Raw genomic sequence first — 16,874 nt, 5'->3', positions numbered from 1 at the left:
ATCTATCTCTTATTTATACTTCTATCGGAGAAATGAATTAATAAGCCTGCAAACTACGTCTATAAATAAACAGAATTGGTATTTAGTATTTATTTTATATAGCTAGCTCTATTTTTTGTGAGGTAGTTAATTGAATGTGTGTTGTTTATGTGAATCAATGCGCATTTTTGCGAAGTATTACGCTGATTTTGGTGATAATTTTGCCAAGTTTATGTTTTCCCTAATAGGTATGACACAAATCGTTATAAATTTTCGCTCTAATGATGAGGGGCTCGGTTTGTATGCATAATGAACAGCACAGAATTGAAACTCATTTGATTATGGCTTTATTCTGCCTAACTCTATCAAAAATTGTATTTATCTCTTTACTATAATTGCGATCGTTTAGAAACCTTATGCTTTAGGCATCGTTTATTTATCCTCATCCGATACCTTATCGTGCTTATTCCGCATTTGACACTCGAGTGTTTAAACAAATAGATTCAACCTAATGAGTCAAAATGAAAAGTAAATAATGGATCGTTCTTCTTCGAATATTATGATGTGAACTATCATTTAATTAATGAAAATGAAATGGATTAATGTAAAGCGTTGCGACTGTAGCTGTTATCTTTGAGCTTTGGTTTAAAGGGTAGGGTTAAAAGAATTTGTAAGTGGTGAACGCTAATAAAGGATGCTTATGAGATACACAGTAAGGGACGCACTCAAAAAGGAAGCAGCCCAAATCGCCAAGATACACGTTGATTCTTGGCAGGTGGCGTATAAAGGATTAATGCCAAAGAGCTACATAGAGCAGTTTACGATTGAGCGTCGAGAAAGGATGTGGGCGCGAGTGATGACGGAGCAACTGGCCCAATTGATCGTAGTTGAGAGGCAAGGAGAAATTGTTGGCTTTTTAAGTTACGAGTTACCTAACCACACCAGCGAAGATAAAACGGCATTAGTGACATGTTGCTACGTTACGCCGCTACATTATGGGCAAGGAGCAGGAAGTGCACTGTTAGATGAGTTAGAGACACGTTTGCTCTCTACGTCAGTTATGCAGATCAGTTTGAAAGCACTGGATACTAATCAACAGGGGCTTAACTTTTACAAGAAGTGTGGTTTTGTGTGTACTGGAGATGAAGAGTCGGAAGTGATTGAGAGTATGACGCTGACCGATCTCACTTTAGTGAAGTATATTGCCCGTTCATAAATCAAATGTTATATGCCAAATATAGTAAAACCCCGAAGGTGGTAAGACTCCGGGGTTTTGAAATTTTTAGATGTCTCGGTTGGTAAGTCCGATTATCTTTTATGCAAAAGGTTTGGATTTAATCCGATTAATTCCTTGGTAGGGAATTAGATGCGGATGAAGTCCATGTGTTCAACTTTTGGCTTGAACGCGTGACGTTGAACGTCTTGTGGCTTAACTTTAACTTCTTTGCCATCGATAACTAGAACGATGCCTTCGTAGAATTCAGGCTTGTCCATTTGGTTTACGATGTCGTCGTGGTTAAGAACGATAGCTACTGCTGCTTCTTCACCGCCGTATACAACTGCAGGGAATTTGCCAGCGTGACGTAGGCGGCGGCTCGCACCTTTACCTAGTTCAGTACGTACTACTGCTTCGAATTTCATAGTATTTACTCTCAAATTAGTAAAAATCAAATGTTCACAATCAACAATGCGACCTTGTTGTTCGTGGTAAAGCTTGAAACAGGAACTGTTCAAGCGAGCGCGGATACTATCATTCCACTTATAAATGGGCAACCCAAATCGTATCCAAATCAACAAAAAGGTATGATTTAGCGGGGTGGAAGCCTATCCCTTTTAACGCTTTGCTTGGATTTTGTTCACATCGACTTCATTTTCATCGGTTTACTAATCATGGTCCGAAGAACAAAGTTTATGTGTTATATGCTTTATGTTCGGCTGAGATGTAAGACTAAAGATGCTTTTAATCCACCTAAAGCGCTTGTATCCAATGTTAATTGACCTCGGTAACTGTGTGCCATTTCACTGACTATGTTTAGACCAAGACCTGAGCCAGGGGTTGTTTCATCCAATCTAACTCCTCTCTTGATTACTTGACTCAGTTTCTCTTTAGGGATACCTGGCCCATCATCTTCAATAATGATGTGTATATTTTCCTTATCCTGAGAGGAGTGCACACGAATCATGCTGTTGGCCCACTTATAGCCATTTTCTAGCAAGTTACCTAGCATTTCATCGAGATCGGTCTGCTCTACTGCTACATTCAGCTCTGAATCAAGTTCATTAATTAAGGTAATGCTTCGGCTCGCATACACTTTATCAAACGCCATTGAGATAGCATCCACACGATCTGCTGGGTTCGACTTCACTGATAATATGTTCATCGATCCGGCCATACGGGCACGACCCAAATGGTAATCGATATGGTCTTGTATTTGATTGATTGGAGCTCGGAGACGGGATTGTGCCTCAGGTTCTAACGTCTGAACTTCATTTTTTAGAACAGAAAGTGGCGTTTTAAGTGCATGAGATAGGTTACCTGCATGATTGCGAGCTCTCTCTAGTAATTCTTGGTAATGGAACAGCAGAGCGTTGAGGTCGAAGATTAGAGGAGAAATCTCTTTTGGGTAGGTTTCTTCTAGACTCTTTTTATTACCAGACTTCAGCTCGGCTAATTCTTTTTGTAGCTTTGTAAGCGGACTCAATGACCAAGCAATTTGCAGTAAAATGACCGTAAGTACGCCCGCGAATAATAAACCCAAAATAAGCCAAAGTTGGCCGATTAACGTCTGAAGGGTATTTTTAATGGGCTCTTCGTCAATACCAATAATAATGTGAATAGAACCATCGTAATCAGGAAGATACAGCGCTTTTTCTAGCGTAATTAGTTTTTCGCCTCTTGCTCCATACGCATCTTTATCCAAACCTTTGTATTCGATTTTTTTGTCCCACAACGAACGAGAACGTTCGAGGCTTGCCTCTGTAGAGGCACTCCAATACAAACCACTGTAAGGTCGGTTAAATCGAGGGTCTGATAGCTGAGCTGAGAGTGAAAGATGCCCGGTGTTATCGACTTCTAACTGTGCTGCGACTTCATCCATAAAAATGCTGAGCTGTGAGCGAGTGTCATCAACCATATAGTTGTAGACCTGCGTCGGTATCGTCACACCAGCGGCGAGGATCATTGCCGTTAACCAAACGATCGCCGCTAAAACGAGGCGACTTTTGATACTCAGTCGTTTTATTGCGTTCAACGGTAGCCTGTTTCTATTCGGCATTTAATTGGTATCCCAACCCTCGGACAGTTTTGATGATCTTTGGTGCGATTTTTTTGCGAATTCGGCCGATAAAAACTTCGATTGTGTTGGAGTCACGATCAAAGTCTTGTTTGTAAATGTGCTCGACGAGTTCGGTTCGAGAAATCACTTTTTCCGGGTTATGCATAAAGTAAGCGACCACTTTATATTCTAGCGCCGTCAAGCTTACCGCTTGACCTTGCCACATGACTTTAGAAGTGCGTGTATCCAAGCTCAAGTCGCCAATTTGCATCACAGGAGAGGCATTACCAGAGGCTCTTCGCAGCTGTGCACGAATACGAGCGATAAGCTCAACCATTTCAAATGGTTTAGTTAGGTAATCGTCTGCACCTGCGTTTAAGCCTTCAACTCGCTGCGTTAGGGTGTCGCGAGCGCTTAAAATCACGACAGGAGTATTAATGTTTTCATCTCGGATGCCTTTTAGGACGGTAAGACCATCCAGTTTTGGCAAGCCGAGGTCAAGAACAATGGCGTCCCATTCTTCCGAAGTCGCGCGATACAGAGCGTCTATGCCATCTTGGGACAATTCTGGTACCCAGCCGGTACTTTCTAATGTTTCGATGATTTGCTCGCCTAAACGAGGATCATCTTCAACAACAAGTATTTTCATATTGATGATTCTTATTATGTTTGGATTTTTATCGAAGTAAGCTACGCATCGCGTCTGGATTACGCATTAGACAAGTTTAGTTGTTTTGCGGCTTTAACGCTTTGTTAAAGCTGCGACCTTTGATCTCAAGCATTTCCAGCGTGGCGGCGTCGTACTCAACTTTCAGGACGCTATTGTTGTACAGAATTTTCAATTCATACACCCAAGCATCATCATCTTCTTCAAGCTCGACCTTGATGATGCGGCCGTATAGGTCGTTTTCTACTGCGGCGTAAAGTTCCGAAAATGGTCGTATATATCCTTGTTGAACCGCGCGATAGACCTCATCTTGATCTTCATCGAATTCGATGCGTGTTCCTGGCTTTTCGACATCTTGCACGATGGCGTGGCCATTTTGTGATGTGTACTCGTTGCCATGCTTGGCAAAACTTGGTGCACACATGAATGTCGTGATAAGGCCGAAAAGTAACGCAGAATGTAGAGAAGTCGTTGCTTTATACATAGTCAAACCTTTTCTGGAGCGTTAGCCGCAGTATATCGGATATAGATGAACAGAGAGTGAATCAGCTAATTAAGTTTTGCCATGTGTTGTCGATGTTATTTCAACTCATCTTCAAAAATTTTATCTCGCAGCTTCCAAAAGCGACCAGATTTTCTAGCAATAACAAACTGAGGTAAACGGAAACGATGTTGATTGGCAACAACACGTGTCGGTGAAGCCTCTTCAAAAGGGCGATGCTTGTCTGCTAAGTGGGGGCGTACGAACTGATCTTTAAACGTTTGTTTTTGTTTTTTGGTACTCAATGACCAAAACTCATGAACTAACGCATTGCCTTCGCCTTGGTATGGTTCACCAGAATACGTCACCTTTAGCTGAGATTTACCATCACTGGACTTAAATACAGATAGGTCCATTTCTGTGCATTCAAAGATTAATGCATCTTTGAGATTAAGGGCTTCTTTTAGCTTTTTATCTGGGTCAACGAGCGTCGCATCACACTCATGACAAATTCGTGCAGCGATATCGTTGTCCGCACCACATTCACCGCAGTATTTGGCACGAAAACGGTAGCCACAGTGTTCACGTTCGCCTGTGTCTTCATCTTCAAAGTAACCTTGGCAACGTCTGCCAAAATGTTCAACCAAGAAACCGTTACTATCCAACTTACCCCAGAAGTTGTTATTGAATCCGCAAGCCGGGCAAGGAATCGTGATAATTTCACTGTCAGAGTCTGGTTTGGGATCACCGACTTCAGGTTGGTATAAATCGTAGCTGTTGCCTGCGTAATCAAGCACTAAACATTCTGATTTTCCGTCTGATAAGCGTAATCCTCGTCCTACTATCTGTTGGTACAGACTGACTGACTCTGTTGGTCGCAAAATCGCGATTAAATCGACATGCGGCGCATCAAACCCGGTTGTCAGTACCGAAACATTGACCAAGTATTTTATTTGACGATTCTTGAACGCTTGGATGATCGCATCGCGCTCCGGCGTAGGTGTATCACCAATGACGATTTCAGTTTCGCCTTCTGGCAATAAACTGTGTATCTCCTGTGCGTGTCGAACAGTTGCAGCGAAGATCATGACACCTTGACGTTCTTTCGCATATTGCATGATTTGCTCAACAATTTGTGGAGTCGCACGTTTGGCTTTATCGATCACCATGTCCATTTCTGCTTCTTTGTAGCGTCCGGTGTTAGCGGGCTTCAGCTGAGAGAAGTCGTAAGACAAAACGGGCGCATCCATCATGCGGGCTGGAGTGAGGAAGTTTTCGTCGAGCAAGTAACGGATCGGCAGTTCGAAAATACAATCGCGGAAGAATCGAGGCTCTTCGGTTCGCACTTGACCTCGGGTGTGATACTGATAAATCCAGCCCATTCCTAAACGATAGGGCGTTGCAGTTAGTCCTAGCACCTTAATGCCAGGGTTCAGTTCTCGTAAGTGAGTAATAACTTTTTGGTAGCTGCTGTTTTTGTCATCTGGCACACGATGGCACTCATCAATAACGAGCAGAGAAAACTGGTTTTTGAACGAATCTAAGTTACGTACGACCGATTGAACCGAAGCAAACACGACTTGCTGGTCAGTTTCTTTTCGTCCCAATCCTGCTGAGAAGATGGAACCTTTTAAACCATAACCTTCATACTTTGCGTGGTTTTGCTCGACCAGTTCTTTTACGTGGGCGAGGACTAACACTCGTCCTTTCGCAAGGCGAGCAAGTTCTGCGATCACCAAGCTTTTTCCTGCACCGGTTGGCAGCACGATCACTGCTGGTGTCGAGTGTTTACGAAAGTAATGAATAACGGCTTTAACCGAGTCGGCTTGATAAGGACGAAGTGTGTACATGAAAATATGTGAAATTGCTCAACTATTCGAACGAGGAACGCTATAATACCTGACTTTTATACCCAAGTGACCTTTAAACCAAGATTTAGAGATCACTTGGGTATAATTCAATGAGGTATTCATGCGTTTAGATAAATATTTGTGTGACGCTCTGGGTGCAACACGCAAACAGGCAACAAAGATCATCAAAAGTGGAGACATCACCGTAGACGGTGAGGTTCAAAAAAGTGGTGCATTTAAAGTACCTGAAGGTGCGGAAGTGATGTGGGAAGACCGTGTTATTGGTGCTCCTGGTCCTCGTTACATTATGTTGTATAAGCCTGCTGACTTTGTTTGTTCACATGAAGATGGCTACAACCAAACTGCATTCGCATTGCTTGATGAGCCTAAAATTGAAAACCTTCACTTTGCGGGCCGATTAGATGTCGACACAACTGGTTTAGTGTTGATTACGGATGATGGTAAGTGGTCTCACCGTATTACCTCACCTAAGCATAAGTGTGAGAAAACGTACCGTGTTTGGCTCGTCGATGCTATTCAGCCAGATTACGCGGAAAAGCTCGAACAAGGCATCATTTTGCGCAATGAATCAGAAGCAACATTGCCCGCTCGTTTGGAAATCGTGAACGAGGCCGAGAATGAAGTATTGTTAACTATCGTGGAAGGTAAGTATCACCAAGTGAAACGTATGTTCGCGGCGTTAGGAAATAAAGTTGAGTACTTACATCGTGAGCGTATTGGTTCTATCGAACTTGATGAGGCACTAGAACCAGGTGATTATCGCTACCTCACGCAAGAAGAAATTGATTCTATTTGGAATTAATTGTCAGCATGGGAAATTCTTTAGTTCCTAATAGGAACTAGTCTTTTGGTAGGAATTGGCTCAAAATAAATTTTCCTACCAAAATTAGTGCCTAGACAATTCCGGTGTGCTTACTCATCTCAGTGATATGCCTTTGCATTTAGCTGATGCATGCATACTCTTATTGCAAAGCCTTCGGCTACGGTGAATGGAATGATGGTGTCAACGCCATCATTTTTACTGCATTGTGTTTGTTTCCCATAAACACATTTCGCTTTCACATGCTTTTCTATGTCGAGTTCGTCAAGGTCACACCTTGGTACATATTTGCCCTTATGATTCTCGAACGTTGGATAGAACAGGTTTTTGGCTTCTACATTCAGCGATATGAGAACTTCCGTTATTTTCACTTTGTTCTGCAAGTATTGACGGTAGGGCTCCAACAAGAGGTAAAAGAATGACAGAAAAAGCTCAAAGTGCTCCGCAATCCCAAATCAGTTTTCTATTGTTTCTGGTACTAGGAGCGATTGGTGCTTTGACGCCTTTGGCGATCGATATGTATTTGCCTGCGATGCCGACAATTGCGAAAGATTTGGGGGTCGCGCCTGGCGCGGTTCAGATTACGTTGACGGCTTATACCGCGGGTTTTGCGATCGGCCAGTTAATTCACGGGCCGCTTGCCGATAGCTTTGGTCGCAGACCTGTGTTGATTTTAGGCGTACTTTTCTTCGGCTTGGCTGCTGTTGTGAGTGCGACAACAAATGGCATTGATGCGCTGACCTATGTACGTACGGCACAAGGTTTTGCTGGCGCGGCAGCGGCGGTCATTATCCAAGCTGTCGTGCGTGACATGTTTGACCGTGAAGACTTTGCACGCGCAATGTCCTTCGTTACTCTGGTCATTACTATTGCGCCGTTGGTGGCACCGATGATCGGTGGCCATCTCGCGATTTGGTTTGGTTGGCGTTCCATTTTTTGGGTACTAGCTATTTTCGCTGTAGTTGTGATTTTTCTCGTACTTTGGAAAATCCCTGAAACGTTACAGCCTGAAAATCGTCAGCCTCTTCGTTTCCGCACGACGCTGAGAAACTACGCCAGATTATGCTCCAATCCTGAAGCGATCGGTTTGATGCTCTCAGGTGCGTTTTCATTTTCCGGAATGTTTGCATTTTTGACGGCGGGTTCGTTTGTTTATATTGATTTATATGGTGTTCGACCAGACCACTTTGGTTACCTATTTGGTTTGAACATTGTGGCGATGATCATCATGACCAGTATTAATGGTCGCTTGGTGAAGAAAGTTGGTTCCCATGCCATGCTTCGTTTTGGGTTGTTCGTGCAACTTTTGGCGGGGATTGGTTTATTCGTAAGTTGGTTAATGGACTTCGGATTATGGGGCATTGTACCTTTTGTTGTGCTGTTTATCGGTACATTGTCGACGATAGGTAGTAACGCGATGGCGCTGCTTTTAAGTGGTTACCCATCAATGGCGGGTACGGCGTCGTCTCTAGCGGGGACATTAAGATTCGGTATCGGTTCATTGGTTGGTGCGCTGGTGGCATCACTGCCCGGGAATGTTGCTTGGCCGATGATCATCGTGATGTTTGCTTGTTCTGTGCTTTCAGCACTGTTTTATTGGACTTTAGGAAGAAAGGCGTAATGTCGAATTACACCAAAGAAATTCAAAACTTGGTTAACTCAGCACTTGAAGAGTTAGATCAAGAGCATCGCTCAGGTAAGTTAGCCAATGCCCCTGTTGCGAATAACCATTATTTAGTGCGTTGGGTAACAAAGGCGCTAAAATCACAACGTTTCGGACGTACGGTAGGCGATGACTTAACGCGTTGGCAAAAAGCAGGTCGCTCAAAGGGGAACGATGCTGGTTTGTTGTTTATCTTTAAACGTATTTCTGCTTTTTATGCGCAATTCTTCCCTGAAGGTGAAGACTCCAAAGTGTTCAAAGATTCCGATATTGAGTCTTTTCTTGATTTGATGGAGCAAGCAGGCTGGGAAGTCTCAACATCTGAGCAACTGATTGGGTGCGGCAAAGTACAAATCTTCACTGAAGGTCAAAACTCTTTAGCGTTATGTGCAGACCAATGCGAAAGCTGTTTTGATGGCGAGTTGCTCGTAAAGCCAATGAGTTGGTTTGTACGTGGCAATCATGCTGAGTTTGTTGAGAAAGCAGCGCAAGCGGGCTTTATGGTACATAAGGTAACAGACTACAAATCGATGGTGAAATACCATGGCGAGTACCTTATTTTTCCAGCAAACGAAGGCAACCAGTTAGCCGAAATTCCACTCTCGTTCAAAGCTGACTAAAGTGACATTTTGAGTGTTTAGAAGCCCCTGTTATTGGGGCTTTTTGTTTTCTAAACGGTTTGCTTCTTTCGCGATGGCTTTGACCATGCCTTTAAATATGAAAAGATGGGCTGGCATCATTGCAAACCAATAAAGCAGCCCAAGAAACCCTTGCGGGTGCCACCAGGCGGTAATATCCAATTCTCGTTCGTCACCGAGATCTTTGATGGTAATTTCTAAACGCCCAAGGCCTGGGCCTTTCATACCAAAAAACAGTGAAAGAAACTGATTATTATCGCAGCGAATCACTTTCCAAGAGTCAATAAAATCACCGACTTTAAGCTCTGGTCCAGGAGGAGAAACGCGAATCGGTTTTCCGCCACCAAAAAAGATATCGAGCCATTCACGTGTACGCCACAAGATGTTGGCAAAGTAATAGCCTTTTTCGCGACTCCCGATCTTTTGCGCCACTTTCCATAATGCCGCAGCGGAGGCATGAGTTTTAATGCTCGCTCCAGCTTGTTTTGGGTAATAGCCATATCCTGGTTGCCATCGACGAAGCGCTGCGGGTTCAAACCCCCAGACATTACTGCGTACAAATGTGCCTTCATCTTGAATGGTATCAGTTACCGCTTGCTCGTAGCTGATCAGCGTTTGAGGAAATCGTTCTTCAATCGCTTTGGAGTCTGCAATGTAGTCGTGCTCTAAGCCCGCAAGTAATGCTTTACCGATACTAGTTGGCACTGAGGTAACTAAACCTAGCCAGTACGATGCCATTTTCGGAGTAAGTAGCGGGGTCGACCACAGCCGATACGGCTTGTTCGTGATTCGGCAAATGACTTTGAACTGTTCGCGGTAGCTAAGTGTATCTGGCCCACCAACTTCATAAATGTGACTTTCTTCTGGAGAGGGGGCTTCTGCTAACTTCAATAAATAGTGGTTGAGATTGGGCAAGGCAATAGGGTTCGCTTTTGAGTCGACCCATTTAGGCGCGATCAAAATAGGTAAGTTGTAGACAAAGTCACGCATGATTTCGAAAGCGGCAGAGCCGGGGCCGATGATAACGCCAGCACGCAATTCAGTTACTGGAATACCAGACTGTCGAATTATTTTTCCCGTGGCTTTACGAGCGGCTAAATGGCGAGAGTTTCCGGTTTGAGGTTGAATGGCACTCAAATAGATAACATGCTCGACGGAGCTTTGTTCCAACGCATATTTGAAGTTCAAAGCAAGGTTTAGTTCGTACTCAACAAAGTCATCACCTTGAGCCATCCCGTGCACGAGAAAAAATACTAAATCAAAATCGTTCACTACAGCCTTCGTGGTCTCTGCGTCAGCCAAGTCGAGATACCTTAACGTTAAATTAGGGTGAGGCTGAGTTCTTGACTCTAAATAATCAATATGTCGCGCCGCTGCTGTGACGGCGTAACCTTTATCTAAAAGTAACGGAAGAAGTTGAGAGCCAATGTAACCCGAGGCGCCTAGCACCAACACCTTTTTCATTATCTGTCCTTTTATCGTTGGTGGAATAAACACCACAGAGTATAATCATGAGACACTTTCCCCATTCTATCAATAAGTTGTCGTTGGAGCGCTTGTGACTTTTCTTTCTCAACTCTCAATACACGCAGATAAAGCATTCTTACGTCGTTTATTTGCAATCGCGTTACCAATTACACTGCAAAGCATGATGTTTTCAAGCCGAAGCCTCGTCGATGTTCTTATGCTTGGTCAACTTGGTGAAGCAGAAATTGCCGCAGTTGGAGTTGCTGCGCGCGCGACTTTCGTCACCACCATTATGTTAGTTGGGGTGACAACGGGTGGTGCATTGTTAACCGCTCAATATTGGGGGGCTGGCGATAAAGTTGGGGTGCGTCGCAGTACCGCTTTAACATGGATGATCGCAATGATGTTTGCTGCGATTGCTGTTGCTTTGTTTGTTGTTTTTCCACAGCCCATCATGAGTTTGACTACCGATTCACAAGAAGTGATTGAGCTAGGGGCCAGCTATCTCATTATTTCGTCGGTTAGCATGTTTGCTGTTGCATGTGTGGCCAGTATGTCGGTGGGCCTAAGGGCGATGCACCAACCAGGCTTAAGCACTTTTTTTAGTGGTATAGGCATTTTATCTAATGTGTTTCTTAACTGGGTTTTAATTTTTGGTCAATTAGGCTTTCCTGCTCTGGGTATTACGGGAGCAGCGATCGCAACGGTAATCAGTGGCGCGATCGAAGTAGGTTGCCTGTTTGGTTATCTATGGTTGAAAAAACACATAATCGCATTTGGTTGGGATGATATACGCGCAGGATTGGTCTTAGATAAAATTACGCGTTTCTTGAGCCTCTCTTTGCCAACCACATTTAACTTCTTGGCGTGGGCTGGTGGGCTGTTTGCTTATCACGCCATCATGGGGCAAGCAGGCGTGCAAGGTTTGGCGGCGCTTTCCGTAATGACACCTGTTGAGTCGATCGCATTGGCGATGATGATTGGTTTATCGAATGCGGCTGCAGTTCTAGTCGGGAACCAGCTCGGCGCTCGTAATTTTGAACCCGTTTATTATCAAGCATGGGCTACGGTCATTTTGAATGTGCTTATCGCATTTGTGGTCGCCGTCTTGTTGATAGTGTCAAATCAATGGATCCTTAATGCGTTTAGTGCACTGACAACGGACACTCGCGAGCTAGCTGAACAGTTTATGGTGATTCTTGCGTTGGGTGTCGTGCTACGCTCGGTGCCGATGATGGCTATTGTTGGTGTATTACGTGCGGGCGGTGATGTTAAGTTTTGTTTGTATCAAGACATCTTGGCGCAGTGGGTGATCGGGATTCCACTCGCAGCATTTGCAGCGATTTATCTCAATTGGGACCCACAATGGGTTTACTTACTCTTTTTGACGGAAGAAGTTGTGAAGTGGGCGATTTGCTTGCCAAGAATGGTTAGCCGAAAATGGATGAAAAACCTGATTGGCCAGTAAGGAGGAACAGAGTTTATTTTGGCTGCAAAAATCTGCTCAAAACGTCAACAAAATTAGCAACAGAAAGTGAATCGAGTTGCATTTGTACTTCCATAGTGTGATCAAGCATTCAAAATACTTTCTACTAACAGGATTTTAGTGTAGATTCTGATCCCAATTTTTAAACACCATCCGAGCGGCATAATCAATGTTAAAACTGTCAGACCTATGTAAAGGCTATGTAGACGGGGGAGAGTTTCACCCTGTATTACAAGGGGCAGAATTAACATTGCAGCAAGGCGACCAAGTTGCTCTGATGGGAGAAAGTGGTTCGGGCAAAAGTACTCTGCTGAATTTAATCGCCGGATTAGATACTGCTGACTCTGGTGAAGTGCAGTTTCCAAATTTTGCTATGCATGAAGCACCGGAGCATTTAAGAACCCTTTATCGCCGCAACAATATTGGGAATATCTTCCAACAATTCAACCTGCTTCCTACACTTAATATTGCCGACAATATTCGTTTTTGTCGTCAGTTAAAAGGTCTGCCGGAAGATAAAGAGTTGTGGCGTCAAATTCTTTCTGCTTTGGACTTAATGCCATTGCTAGGACGTTATCCGGAAGAGGCGTCTGGTGGTCAGCAACAACGTGCGGCGATTGCTCGTGCACTCTATATGGAACCCAAAATCCTGCTTGCTGATGAGCCAACTGGTAGTCTAGATGAGCGAAACGCAGAAGCAGTAATGCGCTTATTAACGAGTCTCGCTCGCCAACTGGAGTGTACTTTGCTGTTAGTGACGCACAGTGAAAAAGTGGCCGCCCATATGGAAGGAAAGATTCGACTTCAAGGAGGGCAGCTACATGTTATGGCCCGTAGTTAAGGCACTACTCGGTCATTACCGTCGTTACCCTCTACAAATTATTCTTGTCTGGCTGGGATTAACTTTAGGCGTGTCCCTCCTTGTTGGTGTTACTTCTATCAACCAGCATGCAAAACAAAGTTATGCTACTGGGGAAAAGCTTTTCTCCAATCCTTTGCCATACCGAATCCGAACGAAGCACTCTGCCAATAAAATTCCTCAAGGTTTTTATATTCAGTTACGTCGAGCTGGGTTTAACCAATGTGCACCGTTTGATGTGCTTCATCTAGATGCCAAGACCGATATGAGCCTGATGTTGGTGGGGATAGATCCTGTCGCGATGATCCCACTACAACAAGGAAAATCGCTGGGTGAGATGCCGGTTTTATCACTAATGAAGCCTCCTTATCCTATTCTCGTTAGTCAAGATTTAGCCGCTTACATGAGTTGGCAGGATGGGGACTTCATTGAGATGAATGACGGAAGCCGTCTCGGGCCTATTCAAGTAGATAAGGACAAGATGCTTTCGGGTACTCGGTTGGTTACTGATATATCGTTGTTGCGTATGCTCAAGCGGAGCTCAGGTTTGTCTGCGATTTCTTGTGGCGAAATGCCAGAGGAAAAGCTGATAGCACTGAAAAACATGTTGCCAAACGGAATGACGCTCGTTAGGAATACGCGTACTGAGCTTGAGTCGCTAACTAACGCATTCCATATGAATCTCACCGCGATGGGAATGTTGTCGTTTTTGGTCGGGTTGTTTATTTTTTATCAAGCGATGTCTCTGTCTTTCATCCAGCGACAACGTTTGGTCGGTATTTTGAGACAGACTGGTGTTAACGGAACACAGTTAGCGCAAGCTTTATTACTAGAGTTGTCTTTGCTCGTCTTTATTGCGTGGGCGTGTGGTAACTTTTTTGGCTTGATCTTAGCAAATGAACTTATCCCAGCAGTGTCTTCGAGCCTGAGTGATTTGTATGATGCCAACGTAGGCTTAACCATAGGATGGTCATGGCAATCTAGCTTATACAGTCTAATCATGGCAGCGATGGGTGCGTTGATATCGTGTCTGTGGCCATTAATCCGTTTGCTGAAGTCACAACCAATCCGCCTTTCTTCTCGACTGTCGCTAATGCGATTTGCTGGAAGAGAGTTCTCTTGGCAGGCGCTTGCGGCATGTGCGTTTTGTGTCGCTGCAATAGCGGTATATCAGGCGCCGAAAACACAAGAAACCGGCTTTGCTATTATTGCGCTGATGTTGGTTAGTGTGGCGTTGTTTATGCCATTTATTATGTGGCATATGTTCCAAAGTTTTTCTTATACCATGCGATGGGTTCGTGTCCGTTGGTTTTTTGCTGATGCAGCAGCCAGCATGAGCTATCGCGGTGTGGCTACGATGGCGTTTATGTTAGCGCTGGCGGCAAACATTGGTGTAGAAACAATGGTCGGAAGCTTTCGAGATACAACCGATAAGTGGCTAAATCAGCGATTAGCCGCTGATGTGTACATCTATCCGACCAACAATTCAGCCGCTAGGATGAGCGCATGGCTCCAGAATCAGCCAGAGGTGAACTCGGTTTGGTGGCGCTGGGAAAAAGATATGCCGACCGAGCATGGTGCTCTGCAAGTTGTGAGTACGGGCTCTTCTGAAGGTGAGTTAGACTCACTTACCGTCAAGTTAGGTGTCCCAAATTACTGGTATCAACTGCACGCTACCAAGAGCTTAATGGTCAGTGAGTCGATGGCCTTGAAGCTGGATATCCGCCCTGGCGATTTCATTAACTTGCAAGAACCGCTTGGTGGTGACTGGCAAGTCGTAGGCGTTTACTACGATTATGGAAACCCATATAACCAGGTGATGATGTCGCACCGGAATTGGCTGTATGCATTTGCAGGTACGGGTAATGTTGGTCTTGGCGTAGTATTAAAAGATAACGTCAATGGAGAAGGGCTGAAAAATCGCTTAGAGAATGTATTCCGTCTCCCGCAAGATCGTGTGTTTGATAACGGTAATATTTATAGCCAAGCAATGAGAGTGTTTGATCATACCTTTGCGATAGCAGGAACCTTGGGCAATATCACGCTGATTATTGCAGTGTTTGGTTTATTCTTTGCGACGTTGGCAGGAGAACTTTCACGGCAGCGGCATTTTTCCTTATTAAGGTGCATGGGTGTGTCCGGAAAAGAACTTGTCGTATTAGGTGGTTTGCAGCTATTCGTCTTCGGAGCCATTTCTGCGATTATTGCAGTGCCGCTCGGCTTGGCGCTCGCACATTTGATCGTTGATATTATCATTAAGCAATCATTTGGCTGGTCTCTAGAGCTTCAAACGATTCCATGGGAGTATGCTCAAACCATTGCTTGGGCGATGCTTGCCATCATGGTTGCTGGCGCATTGCCAGTTATTAGAATGATCAAAAGTACACCGATGAAGTCATTAAGGGACGCGTTGTAATGAAAAAAATGGGCTCTAAAAAACGCTTGTTGGTTTCAACGCTCATTGTTGTTACGTTCGCTTTTCTGACTGGGGCTGCTTTTTACTCAACTTTTTGGTTAGAGGCGACAGCAACACGAGAAAGCGAACTTGATTCTATCTTAACGCGTGAAAATCAAACGATTTTCGAGCCTGTACTACCTAATGAGCATGTCTCTTTACCCTCAGACTTTCGCTTTCATCCCGAGTATCAGCATGAATGGTGGCACTACTTTGCGAAACTAAAAGATGAGCAAGGCAAGATCTACAATGTTCAATGGAGCTATTTTAGGGTTGCGACGGACGAGCGAGAAACCAGCGGTTGGCAGAACCCTCAATTGTACATTTCACATGTTGTCGTCAGTCATGGCTCGCATGTATGGAAAGAGCAACGGGTAGCTAGAGGTGGGATAGGCCAAGCTGGTATGATCAATCGTCCTTTCAGGTTATGGATTGATAATTGGACTTGGCGATCACTCGGTGCGACGCCTTTCCCGGGCAACTTGAATGTGAATACTGATACGTTTGGACTTGAGCTCAATACCATGACAAACGGCCCCTTTGTCGTGAATGGAGACAAAGGTTTCCAAGTTAAACATGCGTTGCAATCTGTTGCTTCTTTCAGCTTCAGTGCTCCATTTTTAAAAGTAAAAGGTAGCTTAAGCTTAAATGGTAAGCGATTCTCAGTGACGGGTTCTGCTTGGGCGCAAAAAGAGTGGGGCAGCGGCTTAATTGGTGAGGGGCAACAAGGCTGGGATTGGTTTGTTTTCAATTTAGATGATGGTCGAGCATTAACTGTTAGCCGTTATCGTCACCATGGGCAAACACCGCACGTGTTTGGCACGTTGTCGACACGCTCAGGTAAAGTCATCAACCTCTCAGACGATGATATCAGTATTAAACCAATGCAAGTGACCAGTTTATCCAATGGAAGAAGGTTACCTTTGCAGTGGATTATCAATATTCCGAAGCATCAAGTTAATTTGACTACCCGCATTATCAAGTCAGATATGTGGCTACCCTTTGTAATACCTTACTGGGAAGGGCCTACTTTAGCCTCCGGCTCCAATGAGGCTTGGGGCTTTATGCAGCTGACAGGCTATTGAGTTGTGAAGAAAACCACCCCCTACGGGTGGTTTTTTAGTGCGCGAAGCTTCCTAGCTTTTTCTCAAAAGTACGGGGTTATCATGATGGTACAAGCCGTGTTATGCTGATTTTCTCATCATCTTGATAA

14 protein-coding genes are annotated in these 16,874 nt (G+C 44.3%); 8 read left to right on the top strand and 6 right to left on the bottom strand.

What is annotated here, in order from left to right:
* The first annotated feature begins 679 nt into the window (after positions 1–679).
* Positions 680–1,195, top strand: coding sequence for a GNAT family N-acetyltransferase (locus IQP38_RS06560; RefSeq protein ID WP_104975242.1), 516 nt, complete (start codon positions 680–682; stop codon positions 1,193–1,195).
* Positions 1,196–1,341: 146 nt separating this feature from the next.
* Here the strand turns inward: IQP38_RS06560 and rplY are convergent, their stop codons facing one another.
* From rplY to IQP38_RS06535, 5 genes are all read right to left on the bottom strand, one after another.
* Positions 1,342–1,620, bottom strand: a complete 279-nt coding sequence (rplY, locus tag IQP38_RS06555; RefSeq protein WP_005378066.1) for a 50S ribosomal protein L25 — start codon at positions 1,618–1,620, stop codon at positions 1,342–1,344.
* Between the two features lie 284 nt (positions 1,621–1,904).
* Positions 1,905–3,254, bottom strand: a complete 1,350-nt coding sequence (locus IQP38_RS06550; RefSeq protein WP_193837441.1) for an ATP-binding protein — start codon at positions 3,252–3,254, stop codon at positions 1,905–1,907.
* Entirely contained in the window at positions 3,244–3,903 is a 660-nt protein-coding gene (locus tag IQP38_RS06545; RefSeq protein WP_005378073.1) for a response regulator transcription factor, read from the bottom strand. The genes IQP38_RS06550 and IQP38_RS06545 overlap by 11 nt, the downstream gene beginning before the upstream one ends.
* A gap of 76 nt (positions 3,904–3,979) precedes the next feature.
* On the bottom strand, positions 3,980–4,345 hold the full coding sequence (locus tag IQP38_RS06540) for a PepSY domain-containing protein (RefSeq protein WP_372008595.1): 366 nt from the start codon (positions 4,343–4,345) through the stop codon (positions 3,980–3,982).
* 155 nt (positions 4,346–4,500) lie between these two features.
* A complete protein-coding gene (locus tag IQP38_RS06535) occupies positions 4,501–6,252 on the bottom strand; it encodes a DEAD/DEAH box helicase (protein ID WP_021707635.1) in 1,752 nt (583 codons plus the stop codon).
* Between the two features lie 121 nt (positions 6,253–6,373).
* On the opposite strand from IQP38_RS06535, the gene rsuA reads away from it, so the two are divergent.
* The 3 genes from rsuA (at position 6,374) to IQP38_RS06520 (ending at position 9,376) form a co-directional block, all read left to right on the top strand.
* Entirely contained in the window at positions 6,374–7,075 is a 702-nt protein-coding gene (gene rsuA / locus IQP38_RS06530) for a 16S rRNA pseudouridine(516) synthase RsuA (protein WP_033905117.1), read from the top strand.
* Between the two features lie 436 nt (positions 7,076–7,511).
* A complete protein-coding gene (locus IQP38_RS06525) occupies positions 7,512–8,714 on the top strand; it encodes a Bcr/CflA family multidrug efflux MFS transporter (RefSeq protein WP_017820848.1) in 1,203 nt (400 codons plus the stop codon).
* Positions 8,714–9,376 carry a DUF2913 family protein gene (locus IQP38_RS06520; RefSeq protein WP_005378053.1) on the top strand — a complete coding sequence of 221 codons (663 nt, stop codon included), beginning with the start codon at positions 8,714–8,716 and terminating at the stop codon, positions 9,374–9,376. Before IQP38_RS06525 ends, IQP38_RS06520 begins: the two co-directional genes overlap by 1 nt.
* Before the next feature lie 30 nt (positions 9,377–9,406).
* On the opposite strand, the gene IQP38_RS06515 is transcribed toward IQP38_RS06520, so the two are convergent.
* On the bottom strand, positions 9,407–10,858 hold the full coding sequence (locus tag IQP38_RS06515) for a DUF2867 domain-containing protein (protein WP_149191903.1): 1,452 nt from the start codon (positions 10,856–10,858) through the stop codon (positions 9,407–9,409).
* Between the two features lie 94 nt (positions 10,859–10,952).
* Here IQP38_RS06515 and IQP38_RS06510 point away from each other — a divergent pair, with 94 nt between their 5' ends.
* From IQP38_RS06510 to IQP38_RS06495, 4 genes are all read left to right on the top strand, one after another.
* Positions 10,953–12,329 carry an MATE family efflux transporter gene (locus IQP38_RS06510; RefSeq protein WP_005378048.1) on the top strand — a complete coding sequence of 459 codons (1,377 nt, stop codon included), beginning with the start codon at positions 10,953–10,955 and terminating at the stop codon, positions 12,327–12,329.
* Positions 12,330–12,516: 187 nt separating this feature from the next.
* Entirely contained in the window at positions 12,517–13,188 is a 672-nt protein-coding gene (locus IQP38_RS06505; protein ID WP_005378040.1) for an ABC transporter ATP-binding protein, read from the top strand.
* Positions 13,169–15,622, top strand: coding sequence for an ABC transporter permease (locus tag IQP38_RS06500; RefSeq protein ID WP_005378038.1), 2,454 nt, complete (start codon positions 13,169–13,171; stop codon positions 15,620–15,622). Before IQP38_RS06505 ends, IQP38_RS06500 begins: the two co-directional genes overlap by 20 nt.
* The gene (locus IQP38_RS06495; RefSeq protein WP_104979010.1) at positions 15,622–16,746 is read left to right on the top strand and encodes a lipocalin-like domain-containing protein; all 1,125 of its coding nucleotides are present in this window, start codon (positions 15,622–15,624) and stop codon (positions 16,744–16,746) included. Before IQP38_RS06500 ends, IQP38_RS06495 begins: the two co-directional genes overlap by 1 nt.
* Positions 16,747–16,874: the final 128 nt, after the last annotated feature.

This window comes from Vibrio sp. OPT41 (genome assembly GCF_015163595.1).
GTDB classification, from domain to species: Bacteria; Pseudomonadota; Gammaproteobacteria; order Enterobacterales; family Vibrionaceae; genus Vibrio; species Vibrio alginolyticus.
Note: the sequence above shows the minus strand (reverse complement) of the source record. Positions and strands in the feature narration are given on the sequence as shown.